Here is a 17,026-nt window from a genome sequence, read left to right as displayed (position 1 = left end):
CCCCGGGAACCGCCACGACGGAAGAAGGCTTCGTCATGACCCTGATCCAGCCGGGACACGCTCTCCTGCCCATCGTCTCCACCGACCCCGACAGGCCCGTCGAGCAGGCCGTCCCGCAGCGCGGCACCGGGCCCCTCACCGGGTCGGTGCACTCTTGGGACATCTCCACCGGTGTCGACGGTCCCGGCACCCGTTTCGTCCTCTTCGTGGCCGGCTGCCCGCTGGCCTGTCTGTACTGCCAGAACCCCGACACCCTGCGGATGAGCAACGGCAAGCGCGCCACGACGGACGAGGTCGTCGCGGAGGCGGCCAAGTACGTGCCGTTCATCCGCGCCGCGGGCGGCGGCTTCACCGTCAGCGGAGGCGAACCGATGCTCCAGCCGGACTTCACCGGCGAGATCCTGGGCCGCTGCCACGACGACCTGGGCCTGCACACCGCCCTGGACACCTCCGGCTTCCTCGGCGCCCGCGCCACCGACGCCTTTCTGGACAGCGTCGACCTGGTGCTCCTGGACATCAAGGCCTGGGACCGCGAGCTCTACATGCGCCTCACCAGCCGTCAGTTGGAACCGACCCTGGTCTTCGCCCGTCGCCTGGCCTCACTGGGCAAGGAGGTCTGGGTCCGCTTCGTCCTGGTCCCGGGTCTGACCGACCCCCCGGAGAACGTGGCGGGAGTCGCCGCCTTCACGGCGTCCCTGGGCAACGTCACCCGTGTCGACATCCTGCCGTTCCACAAGTTCGGCGCCGACAAATGGGCGGGACTGGGCATGAACTTCACCCTCGCCGCGACCCCGGTCCCGAGCGCCGCCCAGATCGCCGAGGCCCGCTCCGTCTTCGCCTCGTACGGCCTGAACGCGGTATGACCCGCTGAACTGCCGATATGCTCGGTCTTGAGCCCGCACCGAACACTCGGTGACGAGCCCGGCGTTGGTGGTCCAAGGAAAGACCCCCCGCTTCCTGCGGGGAAATGCAGGTGCAAGGCCTGCCCGGCGCTCCACATTCACCGCCTCCGGTCATTCGACCGGAGGCGGTGTTTCGTTGTGCCGTGTCAGTGCGCTGTCGTGTCAGGGCACTGTCGTCAGTGGCCGGGAACCACGAGATGCGCCCTCTCCCGGGGACGGGTCGTGTTCAGGTAGTGCTCCTCGGCCAGGCGCCAGCGGGCCTCCCAGTCGATGGGGCCGTGGTCGTCACCGCGGGCCCGGAGCCGGCGCATGGACTCCTCGGGCGGGGTGTCGACGTAGACGACCAGGTCGTAGTGGTCGGCGAGTTCGGGCCGGGCGGTGTAGACACCCTCGACGAGGACGATGCCGTCGCAGGCGACGGCACACACCTCGTCCGTCGCCAGGGATCCGGTCGGCCAGTCGTAGCGCCGGTAGGCCGCGTCGTGGCCGGTGGCGAGCGGGGTGAGGACCTCGTCGCGCAGCCGCTGCCAGTCGAAGTAGCGGTCGTAGCCCTGGGCAGGGGTCAGTGCGGCGCGTTCGTCGGCGTCCATCGGACGGTAGAAGTCGTCTCCGTGCACGACCACGGCATCATCGAGCCGGGCCACGGCGGAGGCCAGGGTCGACTTTCCCGACCCGCCCATGCCGTCGACCGCGATCAGCACCAGTCCTTTGTCGGCGCGGGCGCGGGCGGCGGCCACGACGCGCTCCGCGACTGTTTCGATCTTCGTCATGAGGCGATTGTGTCGGCACCGGGCGCTCCGCCCGTGGCGAATGAGCAGCACTCGTACGTTCCGACGACTCACGGGTCCGGGCGGCCGGGAAGACACGACACGACTGAGGGGCCGACATCGTGATGTCGGCCCCTCAGTCTTCGAGTAGCGGGGACAGGATTTGAACCTGCGACCTCTGGGTTATGAGCCCAGCGAGCTACCGAGCTGCTCCACCCCGCGTTGGTGAAATCAACTCTACGCCATGTTTTCCGGACCCAGGACCATGATCGCCCGCCGGCGGACTGCACGGGGGCTGTCACACGTCGGTGGGCAGACCGCTCACTTCGGCGATGCCCCGCAGTTCCTCGTCCTGACGGTGCCGCTCTCCGATGAAGTCGGCGATCTCTTTGCACCGCTCGGGATCATCGGCGGTACCCGAATCCGTGACGACCCGGACGACACCGATCTCCTCGGTCTCCAGCTCGACGATCCGGTTGTCCAGGCGTCCCGTGACGGCCACGGCGACCACGAGGGACGCCTCGTCACGGACCTCCTGCGGGACGCTCTCGGGTTCCGCGCCGTCGAGACACAGTTCGATCGCTCCCACCCTCTCCTCCCTGATCGCTTCGAGTACGGGCTCGACCATGCGCAGCAAGAGCGCGTAGTCCGCCGGAGCCATACGCAGGCGGAGCATTTCGAGGTACAGGTCGAGGGGCCGGTCATCCGGTGCCTGCTCTGATGCGTCCATGGAGCTTCGCCTTCCCCAATGTGGACGACATGATCGCGTCTCCCACCAGCATGCTGCGAATCGGCTCGCCCCGCCGGTCGAGACGACCGCCCGGAACACGGCCGAGGGGGCTCGTGCCCTGTTCGCACAGGCCACGAGCCCCCTCAAACTCGTTGTCCGGAATTCGTCCGTCAGGACTCGTCCGGCGAGTTTCATCCGCCAGGAGTCATCCGTCAGGACTCATCCGTCGGGAGTCGCCCGTACCGGGCTGTCCGTGTCACGCGTAGGTGCGCCGGATCCGGTAGAGCACGAAGATGCCGGAGAGGACGAAGATCCCTCCGATCACGCCCGGCCACAGGTTCGCCCCGGTCTCGGCGAGCCCGCCGGTCCCGACCGCCTGCGGCTCGATCCCCGACGTGGCCGGCGGGTAGGACCCGGCCGGGGGTTCCGTCTGCGCGGGTGTCCCCACCTCGGCGCCCTGGTCGTCGCCCGGGGTCGTCACATCGGACTTGGGCTCCACCGTGGCGGGAGGCGCGTCGTCTCCGGCCGGCTCGGTGGCCGGGGCTTCCTCGGTGGGCTCTTCGGCCTGACCGCCTCCGTTGTCACCGGAGCCCTGCTCACCCTTGCCGTCGGACGGGTCGTCCGCGGTGGGCGCCGGCTCCTCGGAGGGGTTCTCCGCGGGCTCCTCGGAGGGGTTCGGGTCCGCCTCCGAGGGGTTCGGGGCCGCCTCGGAGGGGTTCTCCGCCGGCTCCTCGGAGGGGTTCGGGTCCGGCTCCGACGGGTTCGGGGCTGCCTCGGAGGGGTTCGGCTCGGCGCTCTGCGACGGCTCGTCGGTGGCCGGCGGATCCTCCTGCTGCCCGCCCCCGTCACCGGCGCCGGCGCCGCACTTCTTGCCGCTGTTGATGCAGTCGACCACGTTCTTCATGGTGCCTTCGTCGAAGACGTTGATGAAGTCGCCGTGGTCCGTGACCGGCTTGTGGAGGTTCTCCGGGAAGGAGTCCACCGCGAACAGCGGCGAGGTACGGCCGCCGTCCTGAAGGCTCGGCGCGTCGATGTCGTAGACGATGCGCTGCACCAACTGCGGAATCGCCTTGAAGGCGCCCGGGCAGTTGCCCTGTGCGTCCGCGAAGGCCACGTGGGTACGGTGGTTGGCGCTGTCGATGTTCGCGCCGTCCCAGCAGCTCTGGAACTTGAAGGTGCGCACCACGTCGCTGCCCTGCGGGCAGAGCGGGTACTTGTCCTTCAGCTGCCGGTCCTCGAAACCGGTGCAGCTCCAGGAGGCGTTGGCGTTCGCGGGGCCGTTGACGAAGGCCTTGGCGTCACCGGTGATGATGCGCAGCAGCCGCGGCATCTCCGTGACCTTGCTGCGCGGGTTGCCGACGAAGGTCAGCGTGACCTGCTTGGGCGTGACGATCTTGCCGGCGTTGCCCTCGGTCCCGCCTCCGGGGGAACCCGCGTCGCGTTCCTGGGTTCCGTTCTGGAGGCGCACCACGGGCCAGTAGTACGAGGACTTGTCGCCCTTGTCCTGGCAGGAGGTGTCGGCCTTGACCAGGTCGTCGTCACTGGCGAAGGCCGTGTTGGACTGGTTGCCGATGTAGTCGTGGAAGTGGTGGGCGCCGTTGGTGACACCGGGAGCCACGATCACGTTGTCCGAGTTGAACAGGCCGTTGGCGTTCACTCCACAGCTGGAGACGAACTCACCCTGGGAGGCGTCGGCCTGGGGCTGCGGATTCGCCACGTTGGGCTGGACGGACTTGATGTCCGCGTAGTCGGCGGCCACGGGGCCGTTGCCGGCCGGTGCGGCGCCTCCCTGCTGGCCGCCCTGGTTCTGGGGCGCGCCGGCGCTCGGTGACGCGCTGTTCTGGTCCTGCGGCGCGGCGCTCTGACCGGTGTCCGCCCCGGTGCCGGGCTGGTTGCCGGAGGGACGCAGAGTGCAGGCCGCGAAACCGTCGAGCCCGCTCGGCGGGTCGCCCGCGGCATCGATCGCGGCCACGATGCGGCCGATCGACTCGGACCGCTTCTCCTTCAGCGGATTCATGATGGCGTCGGCGCCGCTGTCGCCGTTCTGCTGCATCTGGTCGGCTTTTGCCTGGAGTTGCCGGTACGCCTCGGCGATCTGCTGGTCCAGGTCTGCCAGTTCCTTGTCGACGCCCTCCTTCGCGGCGTCCGGAACCGTCTTCAACTGTTCACCGACGTCAGGGCAGTCGATGGTGGCGGACCCGGCGGACAGGACGTTCGCGTCCGTGGCACCGGTCTCGCTCGCCGATGCGTAGACGTTGATTCCTACGAGTCCGCCTCCGCCCAATATCAGTGCGAAAGCTGCAGAGGTCGCGCGGCGTGCGCCCGTTGGGCGTCTGCGCGTGTTGCGTCCCAAGGTGGTGCTCCTACGCGTCGTGGTCGGCTCGACATGGAAATCCCCCGCCCCTATACGCACGCGGGTCGCGTTGTGTTCAGCCGTCTCCCGAATTCACAGTGACCCCGTATGGAGCAACTGCCCCAGGGCGCTTCGGTGAACGCCGGAGGACCCGCTCGCCCCGGGCGGACCGGGCGGACCGGGCGGACCGGGCGGACCGGGCGGACCGGGCGGCGCCGAGCGTGGCCCGCACACCCCTGCGGTTGCACCGGGCGCGGACCGATGGCCTGATGGGAGCACTGCACCACGGGTACGCCCTGGACGTGGGGCCCCGGTCATGACCCGGGCCGGTGGCACAGGGCAGGGTGCTCCGCCGCTTCCGCCGTGGGCACGGCCAGGGCAGCGGCGTGAGGCGGTGGACCAGTGACGGGAGCGGCGATCGACTTCGGCGGTGTCTTCCACGCCCTGCCCGGCATGGTCGCCCTGCTCACCCCGGAGATGGTCTTCGTGGACGCCAACGACGACTACCTGAGCAACTCCGGGCGCTCCCGGGAGCAACTGGTCGGCCGGTACCTCTTCGACGTCTTTCCCGACCGGCCGGGCGACCCCGCCTCCACCGGGATGCGGAACCTTGAGGCGTCCCTGCGCCGGGTGGTGGAGTCCGGCGAGCGCGACGCCATGGCCCTCCAGCGGTACGACGTGGAGTCACTGGACCGGCCGGGCGTCTGGGAGGAGCGGTACTGGAGCCCGGTCAACGCCCCGGTGCTCCACGCGGACGGCACGGTGGCGCTGGTGGTGCACCGGGTGGAGGAGGTCACCGAACTCATCCGCGCCCGCGGCGGGCTCGCACCGGGCGACCGGACCCCGGTGCTGGAGGCCGAGTTGTACACGCGGGCCCGGGAACTGCAGGAGGTGAACGAGCGCCTGCGGCGCGCCCACGCCCGCGAACGGGAGGTCGCCGTCGCGCTCCAGGACGCTCTGCTGCCCTCACCGAACCAGGTGGTGACGCACCATGCCGCCATGCGCTACCAGCCGGCCACGAGTTCGCTGAACGTGTGCGGGGACTGGTACGACCTGGTGGCACTGGACGGCGACCGGATGGCGGTCGCGGTGGGCGATGTCGTGGGCCACGGGCTGCCCGCCGCCTGTGTCATGGGCCAGTTGCGCAGTGCCCTCAGTGCCGCGTCCCGGGCCTCCGCCGGTCCCGCGCGCGCACTCGAGGTGCTCGGGCTGTACGCGCGTTCCGTCGAGGGTGCCGAGTCCACCACGGCGGTGACGGCCTGGATCGACTGGGAGAGGCACACCATCGCGTACAGCAGCGCGGGACATCCTCCGCCGGCTCTCCTGCGCGGCGACGGGACAGTGGAGTTCCTGGACGGGGCGACCGACCCGCCGCTGGGAGCCCGGCCGGAGCACGCGGACCGCCCCGAGGCCGCGACGGACTTCGTCGCGGGCGACACCCTGGTCCTGTACACCGACGGTCTGATCGAGCGCCGCACCGAGGACATCGACGTAGGCCTCTCACGACTCGCCGCCGCGCTGATCCGCCACCGGGGGGCCGAGCCCGAGGCCCTCGCCGACGCACTGCTGTCGGAGCTGCTCCCGCCCGGTGGCGTCACCGACGACACGGCGCTGGTGATCCTCCCGCTGTGAACCCGACCGGCGGGGGACGGCTCCGGGGCCGACGGCCGCCCGGCGGCGGTGGCCACCGGACGGCGTCACCCGGTGGAGGCTGCCAGGGTGAGCCGGTGGGAGCGGACGACCGCGAGCACGCATGCGGCGAGGAGGGCCGCGGCCAGGGCGGCCAGGGCACGCAACGGCCCCGTCGGCACCGGTCCCGCGGTCAGGGCGTGTGGCGGCATCCGCCCCCCGGGGTCGTAGACGACGGCGAGCACGTCCCCCGGCCGGGTGGTCCGCCCGCATCCCCGCCATACGCGGACCTTGAGCGGTGCGCCGTCCCGGGCGACCACCGAGCACAGGTAGCGGGTGCGGCCCGCGCCCTCCTTCCCGCCGCCCTCGACGGACGTGACGACCATGGGCGCCACCCGCTCGCCGTCCGCCGGCACCACGTCCGCCGCGGCCTGCGGGGTCTGGAGGGCGAGACACACGCCGAGGGCCGCGACGATACCGATCAGCGCCCGCCCCGCCCGCAGGAGAACCAGGTGCAGGACGAGGATCCCGGCGCAGACGAGTCCGGCCTCACCGCTGGCCAGTACCGGCACTCCGGTCCGGTCGCCGAGGACCCCCGCGCCGACGATCGATCCGACCCCCAGCACTCCGGCGAGGATTCCCTCTCCCACCAGCCACCGGGGCGGCCATCCGACGAACTCGGAGGGCCCCCACACCGTGCTCCGCATGTACGCCGTCAGGTCCGGCTCCCGGACGGGCGCAGGACGACGCCACCCGCGCATACCTGGACCACCCACCATTCCTCGTCGTTCGACGCCTCGTATCCTGCCGTCCGGGCACGGGCCGTGGCCCTGCCCCGGTCCGGAACAGATGGCGTGGACAACGTTGCCGGGAGTCGGCAGCGAGGATCCGGTCGGACCCCCCGGGAGCGAAGGCGGTCCAGACATCCTGGTGACGGAGTGTCAAATATGCTGATTCCGGGTGCAGTCGGCTCTCTCAGCCCTCGGTGGCGGGGTTCTGGCGGGGTGGTACCGCCGAGGATCGCGCCAGCAGGACGCGTCCGCTGAGGCCAGCCAGCAGGAGCCCGGCCACCATGGGCACGAGGCAGAGAGCGGGACCCGAGGACCAGTCGACGGCAGTAGCGCGGCAGGACAGCACGACGGTCACGGCGACGGCGGTCCCGGGCAGGGCGATCAGAGCCGGGCCGGTGCGGCCGAGGTCGTCCTCGGCGAGCGCGCCGAGGACGCCGACACCGAGGGCCAGCGCCCAGACCCCGAGCGCCTGCGCGTCGGGGCGGTCGACGCTCCACGGCACGAAGTCGGCCCAGAAACCGGGCCGGACGAGCAGACCCGTGCCGATACCGAGCCACGCGGAACCGAGCACGGCCAGCGCCGGTTTCGACCAGCCGGGCAGCGGCGCACCGCGCGGGCCGAGCGGCCGGCCGGGGGTGAGGTACTGCAGGAACAGCGCGATCAGGACGCACACGCACAGGGCGCCGAGCACGAAGAGCCAGCCGAGGCTGAACAGCACGGGGACGATGGAGCCGCCCCGGGCGATGTACAGCTGCCCCGCGTTGAGCAGGCTCACGGTGAACAGCCCGACCAGGACGACCGCCAGCGGGTGGACGAGCGAGCGGACCTCGTGCCAGGCGCGGGCCCGGCTCACCGCGAAGAGTCCGGGCGCGGTGCCGAGCATGGCCGCGCCGATCAGCCCTGGAGTGAGCGACTCGGGGGAGCGCCACGCACCGAAGACGTGTCCGGTGAGGGCCACGGCCGCCAGCAGGCCGCCGACGAGGACACTGACCACGGCGACCGCAGTGGCCAGCATCGCCACTCCGGCGGTCAGCGCCCGCCCGCCCGCCGCGAGGGGTCTCGGCTGCCCGGGGACGTCGTCGGGCCGGGGCGGGTCGGATGCGTTCGGCATGGGAATTCCGTTTCCGGACGTAGGGCGCGACGGAGTGAACGAGCCGGGGAGCGAGGAGGGGGGCTACGAGACCGGTGCCGAGAGGCGGGAGGGCGAACCGGGGGCGGGCACGGCCCTCTTGAGGACCTCCCGTGCGTACATGACGCGCACGCTGACGATCAGGGTCGCCGTGAACGCCATGGCGCCGCAGCCGATCGCCGCCCCCGCGGCCAGTGCCGTGAGCCCGTCGAGCCCCAGCGACCGTTCGAAGAGCGGAGCGGCCCCGGCCGACAGCACCGGCGCCAGGCACAGGGCCACCCAGTGCAGACGCCACTCCTCGCGGGCCCAGAGGCGGCCCTCCCGGCCGGCGCGCCTCGCGCGCAGGGCCATCACCGCGTACGTGACGGCGTACGGCAGGAGATAGGCGAGCAGGAGCCTCGTCCCCCGCGTCCCGTGGTCCAGCGAGGCGCGCGCGATCCAGGTCAGCGCGGCCGCTCCGGCCAGGTGCGCGAGGGCCAGGACGGGCACAGGGGCCCACGACCCGGACACCCCCGCGACCTTCGCGCGCCGGTCGAGGGAACGCGAGGCGATCAGGGCGCCGAAAGCGACGACGGAGCCCAGGTGCATGGTGGCCAGCTGGTTGATCTCGGCCATGGACAGTCCCGGCAGGATCAGCGGCAGGCCACCCCACTCGAAGCGGAGCAGCGGGGCGGTCAGCAGAAAGCCGTAGCACAGCAGCATCCAGCGCTGGTGCAGGTCGGGGAACCCTCCGACGGCGGCGAGCACTCCGAACGTCACGCTCATCACGGTGCCCACCAGGATGGTCGCGAGCACGATCCAGAAGGCGGCGCCGCTGAAGGCGTCCTCGGGAGCCGTGCGCGCCAGGTACAGCCCGGCGCCCGCCATCGAGGCGTACACGGTCACCGCGAAGACCACCCCGAGACCCCGGTGCAGCCGCGTGCGCCGCCGTACGGCGGTGAGCACCTGCGCGGGGCCCAGCAGCATCAGCACACCACCGAGCACCGAGTGCACGATCATCGGCACGAGGCTGTGGCGGTACGGCCCGATCCGGGTGGCCAGCGCGTCGGCCACGTAGCGCGGCGAGACCACGTGGGCCAGGATCCACTCACCGAACGCCGGCGCGCCGGGGTGCGCGTACGGCCACAGCTCGGTCATCGCGATCGGCGCGTAGCCCACGCACACGGCGGACACGGCGATGACGGCGAGGCGGCGCCAGGTGGTGCCCGTGGGACGACGCACGACGACTCCCTGCTCGTGGCCGCGGCCCGGCCATCGATAGTCTCGTTTGGACTATCGAGACGGTAGGGCCGTCCACCGCCGGGGTCAACGGTCTGTCGTGTCCTCGTCCCGGCGCTGCACCCATTGCCAGAAGTCGATCATCATCCGCTCGTACCGGATTCCGAACTCCAGCGCGTCCCGCTGCCCGCGCGTCAGCAGTTCCCCGACGGTCTCGGCGAGTTCCTCGTACTCGCCCAGGGTCCGGCGGTGCTCACCGAGCTGTACGGGACCGAGCACGGCGGGCTCGCCACCGAACCACAGCTTGAGGATGCCGCGCTCACGAGCCTCCACCGGGACGAACTCGGGGTCCTCGAGCCAGCCCCGCAGGGCCGCCCTGCCCTGGTCCGTCAGCGTCAGCACCCTGCGGTTGCGGCCGCTCTCCTGCCGCACCTGGGACAGCATCCCGGCGTCGAGGAGACGGTCGCACTGCGCGTACACCTGCGCGTGCGGCACCGACCAGAAGGGCGCGACCGTCCGCGCCGCCTCCCCTTTCACGTCGTACGCGCTGGCCTCGCCCAGCTTGTCGATGATGCCGAGGACGAGATACGAGGCGGTGGTCAACCGAGCGTCAGCCATGGGGCGACCGTATCGCCACACGATCACCGGGCGGCAGGCACCGCCGGGCAGGCTCACCGCACCGCCGGCTCCGCCCGACGCGAAGAAGATCCGGGTGCCCGGCACAATGCGGGGTATACGGGCGATCACACAACCGACCGCACTTCAGGCCCACTCGCCGGCCGCACTAGGAGCTCCTGTGACCACCTACGTCATCACCGTTCCCGGGACGTTCGTCCACGGCCTGCCGGATGCCTCCCGTGCCGACGTGGAACGCAGGCTTCGCCCCCAGGATCCGCAGAACACGGACCTGGGCGAGAGCGAGGAGCTGAGCCTGCTGACCGTCGACGAGGACAACAGGTTCTCCGTCCGGCTCGAGGTCGAGGCCGCGGACCGGAGAAGCGCCGAGGCCGAAGCCGTGCGGCTCGTCTCCGGCGCACTCCTGGACAGCGGCCTGTCCCCCGACGACGCCCCGCTGGGGCCTGCCGCCGTCACGGGGATCGACAGCGAGTTCTGACGGCACGCCACCGCGCCCGCCCTCGCGGACGACGGCACTCCACGAACGGGCCTGTACGCCCCGGACGGCGGTACGCCCCTGAGCCGGACCGGAGCTCAGACCGGACGTACGACGCTGTGGATGGCCGCCTGTCCGGCGTATTCGACCGACTCCTCGGTGATGCGCGCTCCGGGACTCGGAGCGTGGACCATCATGCCGTCACCCACGTAGAGGCCGACGTGACTCACGTTGGCGTGGAAGAAGACCAGGTCACCCGGCTGCATGGCGCCGAGGGCGACCGCCGGGCCGACCTGTGCCTGGTCCTGCGTCGCACGGGGGAGCATGACCCCGGCGCTCTTCCAGGACGCCTGCGTGAGCCCTGAGGGGTCGTACGAACCGGGTCCGGACGCTCCCCACACGCAGGGTCTGCCGACCTGAGCGCGGGCGAAGGCGACCGCCTCCGCGGCCCTGCTGTCGGGTCCGACGACCGGCGGGGCGGCGGGCGCGACGAGGCTGTCGATACTGAACCCGGGGTTCGTGTCGACGGCTCCGGGAGCGGCGGGCCACGCCTGCTGCTTGCCGGCCGTCCGCAGCGACTGCCGCCAGGCGTCGTCGGCCGGCGGGGGCGCCGGCTGGTTCGCCGGAGGCACGGGGGCCGGCTGATACGCGGCGGGACCCGGTGCCGGCTCGTACACCGGAGGCTGAGGCACCGGCTCACTCACCGGGGGCATCGGAGCCGGCTGGTACGAGCTGGGAGGGGTCGCCGTCTCGTACGCGAGGGGCAGGAGCACCGACTTGTACTCGGAGGGCGGGGGCGGCGGCTCGTACCCGAGGGGCAGGAGGACCGACTTGTACTCGCCGGTCGGGGGCGCCGCCTCGTACCCGAGGGGCAGGAGGACCGACTTGTACTCGCCGGTCGGGGGCGCCGCCTCGTACCCGAGGGGCAGGAGGACCGACTTGTACTCGCCGGTCGGGGGCGCCGCCTCGTACGCCCCGGGCATGGAGCCCGTGTCGAAGACCATGGGCATGGGCGCCGGCTGGGGTGCCGCGGGCTGGGGCGTGGGCTCGTACGGGGCGAACTGGGGCGCCGGCTGGAACACGGGTGCCTGACCGACCGAGGGGAACGTGCCGGTCTGGCCGACCGACGGGAACGAACCCGTCTGACCGACCGACGGGAAGGAGCCGGTCTGACCGACCGACGGGAACGAACCCGTCTGACCGACCGACGGGAACGAACCTGTCTGACCGACCGACGGGAAGGACGGGAGCCGGGGTTCCTCCACCGGCCGGTACTCGATCGCCGGGGCCTGCGCGACGGGCATGCTCTGCCGTGCCGCGTACCGTGCCATCAGCTCCTGTGCGGCGGCGAGCTTGCGCCGGGCGGTCTGCTTCTTGACGTGCAGCGACGACTTCTGTGAGGCGGTCTCCGGAACGGACCCCGCGGGAAGCGCCGCACGGCCCGCCGCCTCGGCTCCCGGTGCCGGGGCGCGACCGGCCGTCGTCCCGGCCGCCGGACCCGCGGTCAGCTCCAGGACGGGGCGCGCGGCCGGCTCCGAGGCCGGACCGGCGGTCAGCTCGAGCATCGGTGCCGCTGTCAACTCGGCGACAGGCCGGATGATCTGCTCCAGCTGATACACCGTCGGAAGTTCCCCCGCGGACCCCTTGGGGCCTTTCGCACCCTCCCTCGGACGGGCACTCCCGCCGCCGCGCTCCGGCTGTCTGTCGGCCGGAAGGGTGGCCGGAGCCGAGGGTCCGTACCGGGAGCGCGCCCCGTCGTACAACTGCCGCATCAGATCTTCCTGGGCGGGATCGGAACCCCCGCCCCCCTGACCGGCGCCCCGTCGGCCCGGCCTGCGGGTGGAGTTCGCCGAGGCACGGGTCCCGTTGAATTTACCGGTGGCGAGCTCCGCCTGGTCGTAGAGGGACGAGAGCCGTCGGGCGACTTCTTCGCCGCTGGGCGGGGTGCGTTCCGGCGCCATGGAGTGGTGCTCCTTCCGTCGTCCGCCTACCGGGTTAGCTGTCGGGTTCGGGCGGACGATTCCGGAAGGTATGCCCTACGGCCCCTGCCCCGTAAGGCAGTTGGCCGATTCACCCCAAGTTCGGTGGGTCCCCGGCTCCAGCTGCCACGAGGACAGGCAGGATTCGGCGGAGGCCGCGCCGCCCGGCGAGCTCCGCCGGAGGGAGTCGGGCGGCCCGGTCGCCAACTTAGCCATGTTGTGCACCCGATGTGAAGATCCACGTCCCAGATGTCCGATACATTTTCGTGACCTTCATCGCATCACCTCGCAGCGCGACGGTGAGGACACGGGCCGTGCTCGAAAAGGCCGCTGAGCAAGGATGTTGGGCGCTCGGGGCCCGATGCCCGTCCCGGCCCCGCCCCGGACGCCGCTCGGCCGGACCGCCCCGCTCCACCCCGATCGCCGGCCGACCCGCACGGGGCCGGCCCGTCCAGGTCCGCCGGTCACCCGCCCAGCCGCCCCGGATGTGTCGAAAGCGTGCACAGAACTGACGTTCCCTGGCATGTCGTTCGACATCGACGGCACCCATTGGTCACACCTTGACCAGTTCTGGCCGAGCTGGCCGGATGACCACTGCGACCACGTGCCGGCCGTACCGTCGAGGCACGTCAGACCACGAGAGCGAGTCGAGGATCCCCACGTGCACGATGCGCCGATCTATGCCCAACTGATCTCCGAACGCGGCGACATACCGACGCTCGTGCGAAGCGAGGCCCGTCGGCTGCAACGCGACTTCGAGTGGATCCTCAGCTGGGATCCGTCGACGGGCGCCCCGCTTCCCGCGTCCACCGCACGGCCGTCGTCCGGCGCCCGGCGCCCCTTCTCCCCCACCCCGGATCCCGACGACCGGCTCGACACCCGCGGCCCCTGACGGCCGGCCGAATCCGACCGGAGGCCGAGGACCGGCCGGACGTCCCTGGCGGCCATCGACCCTCGAACGCCAACCGGTGACCGTCTGCTCCATCGGCCGGCACGTCCCGGGCGGCCGATGGAGCAGCCGCTCCCGACGGGTTGTCAGAGGACGCCGGGCTCGCCGCCCGGCCGTTCGGCGGGGAGCGGGTCGAGCCCAGCGCCGATCCGGATCACCAGATCGGCGACCGTCGCACCCGTGGCCCTGTGCCAGGTCCCCGCGCGCCGGAGCATGGCATGGTCACCGCCCTCGACCCGCACGGCGTTCGCGGAGGATCCCGCCTCCACGGCCCGGCGGACGAGGGCGAACGACTCCGCGGGGTCGGTGACCCGGTCCCGGTCGCCGTGCAGCACGATGACGCGTTTGCCCCGGAGGTGGGCCACCGGCTCACCCTCCGGGCACCAGGGCGCCAGCGCCACCACGGCCCGGACCTGAGGCGCGGCCGCGGCCCGCAGGGCCGCGCGCCCGCCCATCGAATGGCCCACGAGCACGACCGGCACCTCCCCCACCAGAGCGGCGAGTTCGTCCAGTGCCCGCAGAACGTCGGCGACGGGGTCGGCGTCAACGCCGTTCCATCCCCGGTAGCGGTAGCGCACCTGCCCGACGAACGCGTTCCCGTCCGGCAGGGCCCGCGTCACGGAGCGCACGAACGGCCGCATCCGGGCGCGTGCCACATTCCACGGCCGCAACGGGTCCTTGCTGTCGACGGTTCCACCGTGAAGGATCAGTACAGCGGCACGCGCGGGACCCGCGTCCGGACGGACGACGTGACACGGCCGCAGCGCCACGGGGGCGCCGCTCGCCCCGGACCGGGACACATCATCGGCGGACATCCGCACAGAGCCTCGCATGACACCTCTCCACCTCGCGGCGCTCCCGCACGCCTCGCACCGGACCGTGAGGAGGGATCGTCTCACCGGCCACCGGTCGCCGACCACCTGCCACCCTTCATCCGGAGCCGACCAAGCCGTGGTCTCAGCCCGTGTTCTCGGGCCGCGCGCGGTAACCGTCGCGCCACTCCTGGTAGAAGCGCCAGAGGCGTGCCGCCTGTGGGCAGCGTCCCGACTCCCGTCGGCACGTGCGGCAGTTGCCGACGTGACTGATGTAGGCGGTCTCGGGGGCGTCCCGCCCCGGCTCAGGATTCGGCATGGTCCTCGGCACCTGTCGGTGCGACGCGCACCGGCGCGGCGTCGCTTCTGATGCCGTGCTTCCGCGCCAAGGGCCTCGGCGGATGCACCTGCCGAGGACTCTGGTGCCCGGCCCGCGGATCTCAGTGGCCGGCGTGCGGCTTCCGGGCTCCCGCCGACGGCCGCCCGGTTCCCGTCTCAGTCGAGGAGGTCGGCGCCGTACTCCTCCGTTGCGGGGAAGGGCCTGCCGACCCGGGACCTGCGGACTGTCAGCCGGGCCACCTCGAAGTCCATCTCGAAGGCCTCGGGAGGCGGCGGCGGGTGGTAACGCCCGGCGCATACGGACAGGTTGACGATGAGATAGGCGTGCCAGGATCTGCCCACTCCGCGCCGGTCGTCGAAGACCTGGATCCCGTTCACCCACCACACGACCCGCTGGGCGCCGAACTCGACCATGAGGTCGACCCAGGCACCCGGCCGAATGGCGGGGTTCCGGTAGTAGCGGTGGGTGTTGCGTACGTGGTTGGACAGTTCCAGCAGGTCCGGGTTGTCGGGGTGGTACTCGAAGACGTCGATCTCCTGACCGCCGTCCCGCCATGTCCAGACGGCCGGCCAGGCCCCGGTCGCCGTCGGCAGCTTGACCCGCGTCTCCAGCACGTCCCCCGTACGGACCATGAACCCGTCCGCGCTGCCCTCGGTGGTGAGGAGGCCCGCGTCCCAGTCACCGTCCGGGCGTCGCGTGGCCAAGAAGCGGCCCGTCCGGCAGTAGGCGGGGTCGGTCACCAGATGGTCGAGTTTCCCGTCGTCCGGATTGACCGGACCGCCGTCGGGATAGGCCCAGGAATGGCCCGCGACCCACTGACGAGGCGAGGCGAAATCCGCCGTGAAGACGACATCGGACACGCGGCACTCCTCGATGACGACGTTGCGCGTACCTCCAGGTTCTCCCCAAGCACCGGACATCCACGCCCTGTTCACGACAACCCGCCACAAAACAACCCATCGGGGTGAACCAGTCGTACTCCGGCGCACCGTGTCTTCGGCCTGCCGCGCCTCGCCCCACGGCCCGCACCCCCGTACCCGCCCGCACGGCGCCCGGTTCGGCCGGCCGCCTGGTCGGGTGCCGCGTCCCGCGCACCCGACCAGGCTCCGCCGACTACAGGTAGGGGCGGGTGATCAACTCGATGGCATGGCCGGCCGGGTCCTTGAAGTACACGCCCCGGCCGCCGTGTTCGTTGTTGATCTCGCCCGAGCGCCGCATCCGGGGATCGGCCCAGTGCTCGATGCCGTCGTCACAGAGCCGCCGGTAGGCCCGGTCGAACAGCTCGTCGTCGATCAGGAACGCGTAGTGCTGCATCTGGATGTCCACCGGGGGCTCGGCGAACTGCAGCAGCACGCCGTCCGTCAGCTGGATGTTGGTGAAAGGCCCCCAGGACGGCGCTTCCGGCAGTTCCAGCAGCTCCCGGAAGAAGCGTGCCGACTCGTGGCGGTCCTTGGCTGCGATGATGGTGTGATTGAAGGTGACTGTCATTCGACTGACCTCAGTAGTGCTCGACACGGAAAAGGGACTCGCGGTGCACAAGCACTGGGAGGTCCACGTGCCGGACTGAGACGGTGCCTTCGGCGCACCCATCGGGCGATCAGCCCTCCACCGGATTGCCCATCCGTGTGTGGCTCGACGCCGGTCCGGTGTTCACGTCGGTGACGCTACTTGATCCGGTCGACCACTACAACGCCCCCGGGCGCGGCAGACTGAACGCCATGACTTCACCGGACCCCAAGGCCGAACTCCACCGCTATCTGCAGTCGGCTCGCGACGCCCTGATCTGGAAGCTCGAGGGTCTCTCGGAATACGACATCCGCCGCCCGTTCACCCCTACCGGGACCAACCTGCTCGGTCTGGTGAAACACGTGGCCACGATCGAACTGGGTTACCTCGGCGACACCTTCGGACGGCCGTCCGGGGAGCCGCTCCCCTGGCTGGAGCACGCCCACGAGACGAACGGGGACATGTGGGCCACCGCGGACGAGACACGCGAGTTCGTCGTGGGGCTCTACCGCCGGGCATGGGCTCACGCGGACGCGACGATCGACGCGCTGCCGCTGGAGACGACCGGCACGGTGCCGTGGTGGCCCGCCGGGAAGAACGAGGTGACGTTGCATCACGCGGTCGTTCGTGTGCTCGCCGACACCCAGCGGCACGCCGGGCACGCCGACATCATCCGCGAACTCATGGACGGCGCCGCCGGGATGAACGAGGACAACGACAGCCTGATGCCGGGTGACGCGGCGTGGTGGGAGGACTATCGGGCGCGGCTGGAGCAGGCGGCCCGGGACGCCGACAAGATCGGCTGACACC

General features: G+C 71.4%; 17 protein-coding genes, 1 tRNA gene and 1 riboswitch. Of the genes, 5 read left to right on the top strand and 13 right to left on the bottom strand.

Annotated elements, in window-relative coordinates; translation table 11 throughout:
• Positions 1-35 precede the first annotated feature (35 nt).
• A complete protein-coding gene (gene pflA, locus OG780_RS39490; protein WP_328456466.1) occupies positions 36-863 on the top strand; it encodes a pyruvate formate-lyase-activating protein in 828 nt (275 codons plus the stop codon).
• Positions 864-1,078: 215 nt separating this feature from the next.
• Here pflA and OG780_RS39485 read toward each other — a convergent pair whose 3' ends face one another.
• From OG780_RS39485 to OG780_RS39470, 4 genes are all read right to left on the bottom strand, one after another.
• Entirely contained in the window at positions 1,079-1,672 is a 594-nt protein-coding gene (locus OG780_RS39485) for a uridine kinase family protein (protein ID WP_326789846.1), read from the bottom strand.
• 145 nt (positions 1,673-1,817) lie between these two features.
• Positions 1,818-1,891 (bottom strand) — tRNA-Met (locus tag OG780_RS39480).
• A 76-nt stretch (positions 1,892-1,967) separates the two neighbouring features.
• Positions 1,968-2,399, bottom strand: coding sequence for a hypothetical protein (locus OG780_RS39475; RefSeq protein ID WP_326789845.1), 432 nt, complete (start codon positions 2,397-2,399; stop codon positions 1,968-1,970).
• A gap of 256 nt (positions 2,400-2,655) precedes the next feature.
• On the bottom strand, positions 2,656-4,752 hold the full coding sequence (locus OG780_RS39470; RefSeq protein WP_328456462.1) for a DUF1996 domain-containing protein: 2,097 nt from the start codon (positions 4,750-4,752) through the stop codon (positions 2,656-2,658).
• A gap of 402 nt (positions 4,753-5,154) precedes the next feature.
• Between OG780_RS39470 and OG780_RS39465 the strand changes: the two genes are divergently transcribed.
• Positions 5,155-6,384 (top strand): PP2C family protein-serine/threonine phosphatase, encoded by a 1,230-nt coding sequence (locus OG780_RS39465; RefSeq protein WP_328456460.1) that lies wholly within the window; start codon positions 5,155-5,157, stop codon positions 6,382-6,384.
• A 65-nt stretch (positions 6,385-6,449) separates the two neighbouring features.
• Here OG780_RS39465 and OG780_RS39460 read toward each other — a convergent pair whose 3' ends face one another.
• The 4 genes from OG780_RS39460 to OG780_RS39445 all read right to left on the bottom strand — a co-directional run bounded on the left by OG780_RS39460 (position 6,450) and on the right by OG780_RS39445 (position 10,137).
• Positions 6,450-7,142 (bottom strand): hypothetical protein, encoded by a 693-nt coding sequence (locus tag OG780_RS39460; RefSeq protein ID WP_328456458.1) that lies wholly within the window; start codon positions 7,140-7,142, stop codon positions 6,450-6,452.
• A gap of 214 nt (positions 7,143-7,356) precedes the next feature.
• The gene (locus OG780_RS39455; RefSeq protein WP_328456457.1) at positions 7,357-8,283 is read right to left on the bottom strand and encodes a hypothetical protein; all 927 of its coding nucleotides are present in this window, start codon (positions 8,281-8,283) and stop codon (positions 7,357-7,359) included.
• A gap of 63 nt (positions 8,284-8,346) precedes the next feature.
• Positions 8,347-9,522, bottom strand: coding sequence for a DUF2306 domain-containing protein (locus OG780_RS39450; RefSeq protein WP_328456455.1), 1,176 nt, complete (start codon positions 9,520-9,522; stop codon positions 8,347-8,349).
• An 84-nt stretch (positions 9,523-9,606) separates the two neighbouring features.
• Positions 9,607-10,137 (bottom strand): PadR family transcriptional regulator, encoded by a 531-nt coding sequence (locus OG780_RS39445; protein ID WP_328456453.1) that lies wholly within the window; start codon positions 10,135-10,137, stop codon positions 9,607-9,609.
• Positions 10,138-10,315: 178 nt separating this feature from the next.
• Between OG780_RS39445 and OG780_RS39440 the strand changes: the two genes are divergently transcribed.
• A complete protein-coding gene (locus OG780_RS39440; RefSeq protein ID WP_328456451.1) occupies positions 10,316-10,633 on the top strand; it encodes a hypothetical protein in 318 nt (105 codons plus the stop codon).
• A 95-nt stretch (positions 10,634-10,728) separates the two neighbouring features.
• On the opposite strand, the gene OG780_RS39435 is transcribed toward OG780_RS39440, so the two are convergent.
• Positions 10,729-12,591, bottom strand: coding sequence for a C40 family peptidase (locus OG780_RS39435; protein ID WP_328456449.1), 1,863 nt, complete (start codon positions 12,589-12,591; stop codon positions 10,729-10,731).
• Between the two features lie 7 nt (positions 12,592-12,598).
• Positions 12,599-12,770: riboswitch (cyclic di-AMP (ydaO/yuaA leader) on the bottom strand.
• Positions 12,771-13,270: 500 nt separating this feature from the next.
• On the opposite strand from OG780_RS39435, the gene OG780_RS39430 reads away from it, so the two are divergent.
• A complete protein-coding gene (locus OG780_RS39430) occupies positions 13,271-13,501 on the top strand; it encodes a hypothetical protein (protein WP_328456447.1) in 231 nt (76 codons plus the stop codon).
• Positions 13,502-13,644: 143 nt separating this feature from the next.
• Here OG780_RS39430 and OG780_RS39425 read toward each other — a convergent pair whose 3' ends face one another.
• The 4 genes from OG780_RS39425 to OG780_RS39410 all read right to left on the bottom strand — a co-directional run bounded on the left by OG780_RS39425 (position 13,645) and on the right by OG780_RS39410 (position 16,198).
• Positions 13,645-14,391: a dienelactone hydrolase family protein gene (locus tag OG780_RS39425; RefSeq protein ID WP_328456445.1), complete on the bottom strand. Its 747-nt coding sequence runs from the start codon at positions 14,389-14,391 to the stop codon at positions 13,645-13,647.
• Positions 14,392-14,515: 124 nt separating this feature from the next.
• A complete protein-coding gene (locus tag OG780_RS39420) occupies positions 14,516-14,689 on the bottom strand; it encodes a hypothetical protein (RefSeq protein WP_328456443.1) in 174 nt (57 codons plus the stop codon).
• Between the two features lie 176 nt (positions 14,690-14,865).
• Complete coding sequence (locus OG780_RS39415; RefSeq protein WP_328456441.1) at positions 14,866-15,570, bottom strand: beta-glucanase; 705 nt, start codon at positions 15,568-15,570, stop codon at positions 14,866-14,868.
• 253 nt (positions 15,571-15,823) lie between these two features.
• Positions 15,824-16,198 (bottom strand): VOC family protein, encoded by a 375-nt coding sequence (locus tag OG780_RS39410; RefSeq protein ID WP_328456439.1) that lies wholly within the window; start codon positions 16,196-16,198, stop codon positions 15,824-15,826.
• Between the two features lie 230 nt (positions 16,199-16,428).
• On the opposite strand from OG780_RS39410, the gene OG780_RS39405 reads away from it, so the two are divergent.
• Positions 16,429-17,022 carry a DinB family protein gene (locus tag OG780_RS39405; protein ID WP_328456437.1) on the top strand — a complete coding sequence of 198 codons (594 nt, stop codon included), beginning with the start codon at positions 16,429-16,431 and terminating at the stop codon, positions 17,020-17,022.
• The last annotated feature ends 4 nt before the right edge of the window (positions 17,023-17,026 follow it).

This window comes from Streptomyces sp. NBC_00386 (assembly GCF_036063235.1).
Lineage (GTDB): Bacteria > Actinomycetota > Actinomycetes > Streptomycetales > Streptomycetaceae > Streptomyces.
Note: the sequence above shows the minus strand (reverse complement) of the source record. Positions and strands in the feature narration are given on the sequence as shown.

Excerpts from the sequence above, each read along its gene's own strand:
- OG780_RS39475 (WP_326789845.1), bottom strand. The coding sequence starts at position 2,399 with ATGGACGCATCAGAGCAGGCACCGGATGACCGGCCCCTCGACCTGTAC.
- OG780_RS39420 (WP_328456443.1), bottom strand. The coding sequence starts at position 14,689 with ATGCCGAATCCTGAGCCGGGGCGGGACGCCCCCGAGACCGCCTACATC.
- OG780_RS39445 (WP_328456453.1), bottom strand. The coding sequence starts at position 10,137 with ATGGCTGACGCTCGGTTGACCACCGCCTCGTATCTCGTCCTCGGCATC.
- OG780_RS39405 (WP_328456437.1), top strand. The coding sequence starts at position 16,429 with ATGACTTCACCGGACCCCAAGGCCGAACTCCACCGCTATCTGCAGTCG.
- OG780_RS39435 (WP_328456449.1), bottom strand. The coding sequence starts at position 12,591 with ATGGCGCCGGAACGCACCCCGCCCAGCGGCGAAGAAGTCGCCCGACGG.
- pflA (WP_328456466.1), top strand. The coding sequence starts at position 36 with ATGACCCTGATCCAGCCGGGACACGCTCTCCTGCCCATCGTCTCCACC.
- OG780_RS39425 (WP_328456445.1), bottom strand. The coding sequence starts at position 14,391 with ATGCGAGGCTCTGTGCGGATGTCCGCCGATGATGTGTCCCGGTCCGGG.
- OG780_RS39455 (WP_328456457.1), bottom strand. The coding sequence starts at position 8,283 with ATGCCGAACGCATCCGACCCGCCCCGGCCCGACGACGTCCCCGGGCAG.
- OG780_RS39460 (WP_328456458.1), bottom strand. The coding sequence starts at position 7,142 with ATGCGCGGGTGGCGTCGTCCTGCGCCCGTCCGGGAGCCGGACCTGACG.
- OG780_RS39410 (WP_328456439.1), bottom strand. The coding sequence starts at position 16,198 with ATGACAGTCACCTTCAATCACACCATCATCGCAGCCAAGGACCGCCAC.
- OG780_RS39485 (WP_326789846.1), bottom strand. The coding sequence starts at position 1,672 with ATGACGAAGATCGAAACAGTCGCGGAGCGCGTCGTGGCCGCCGCCCGC.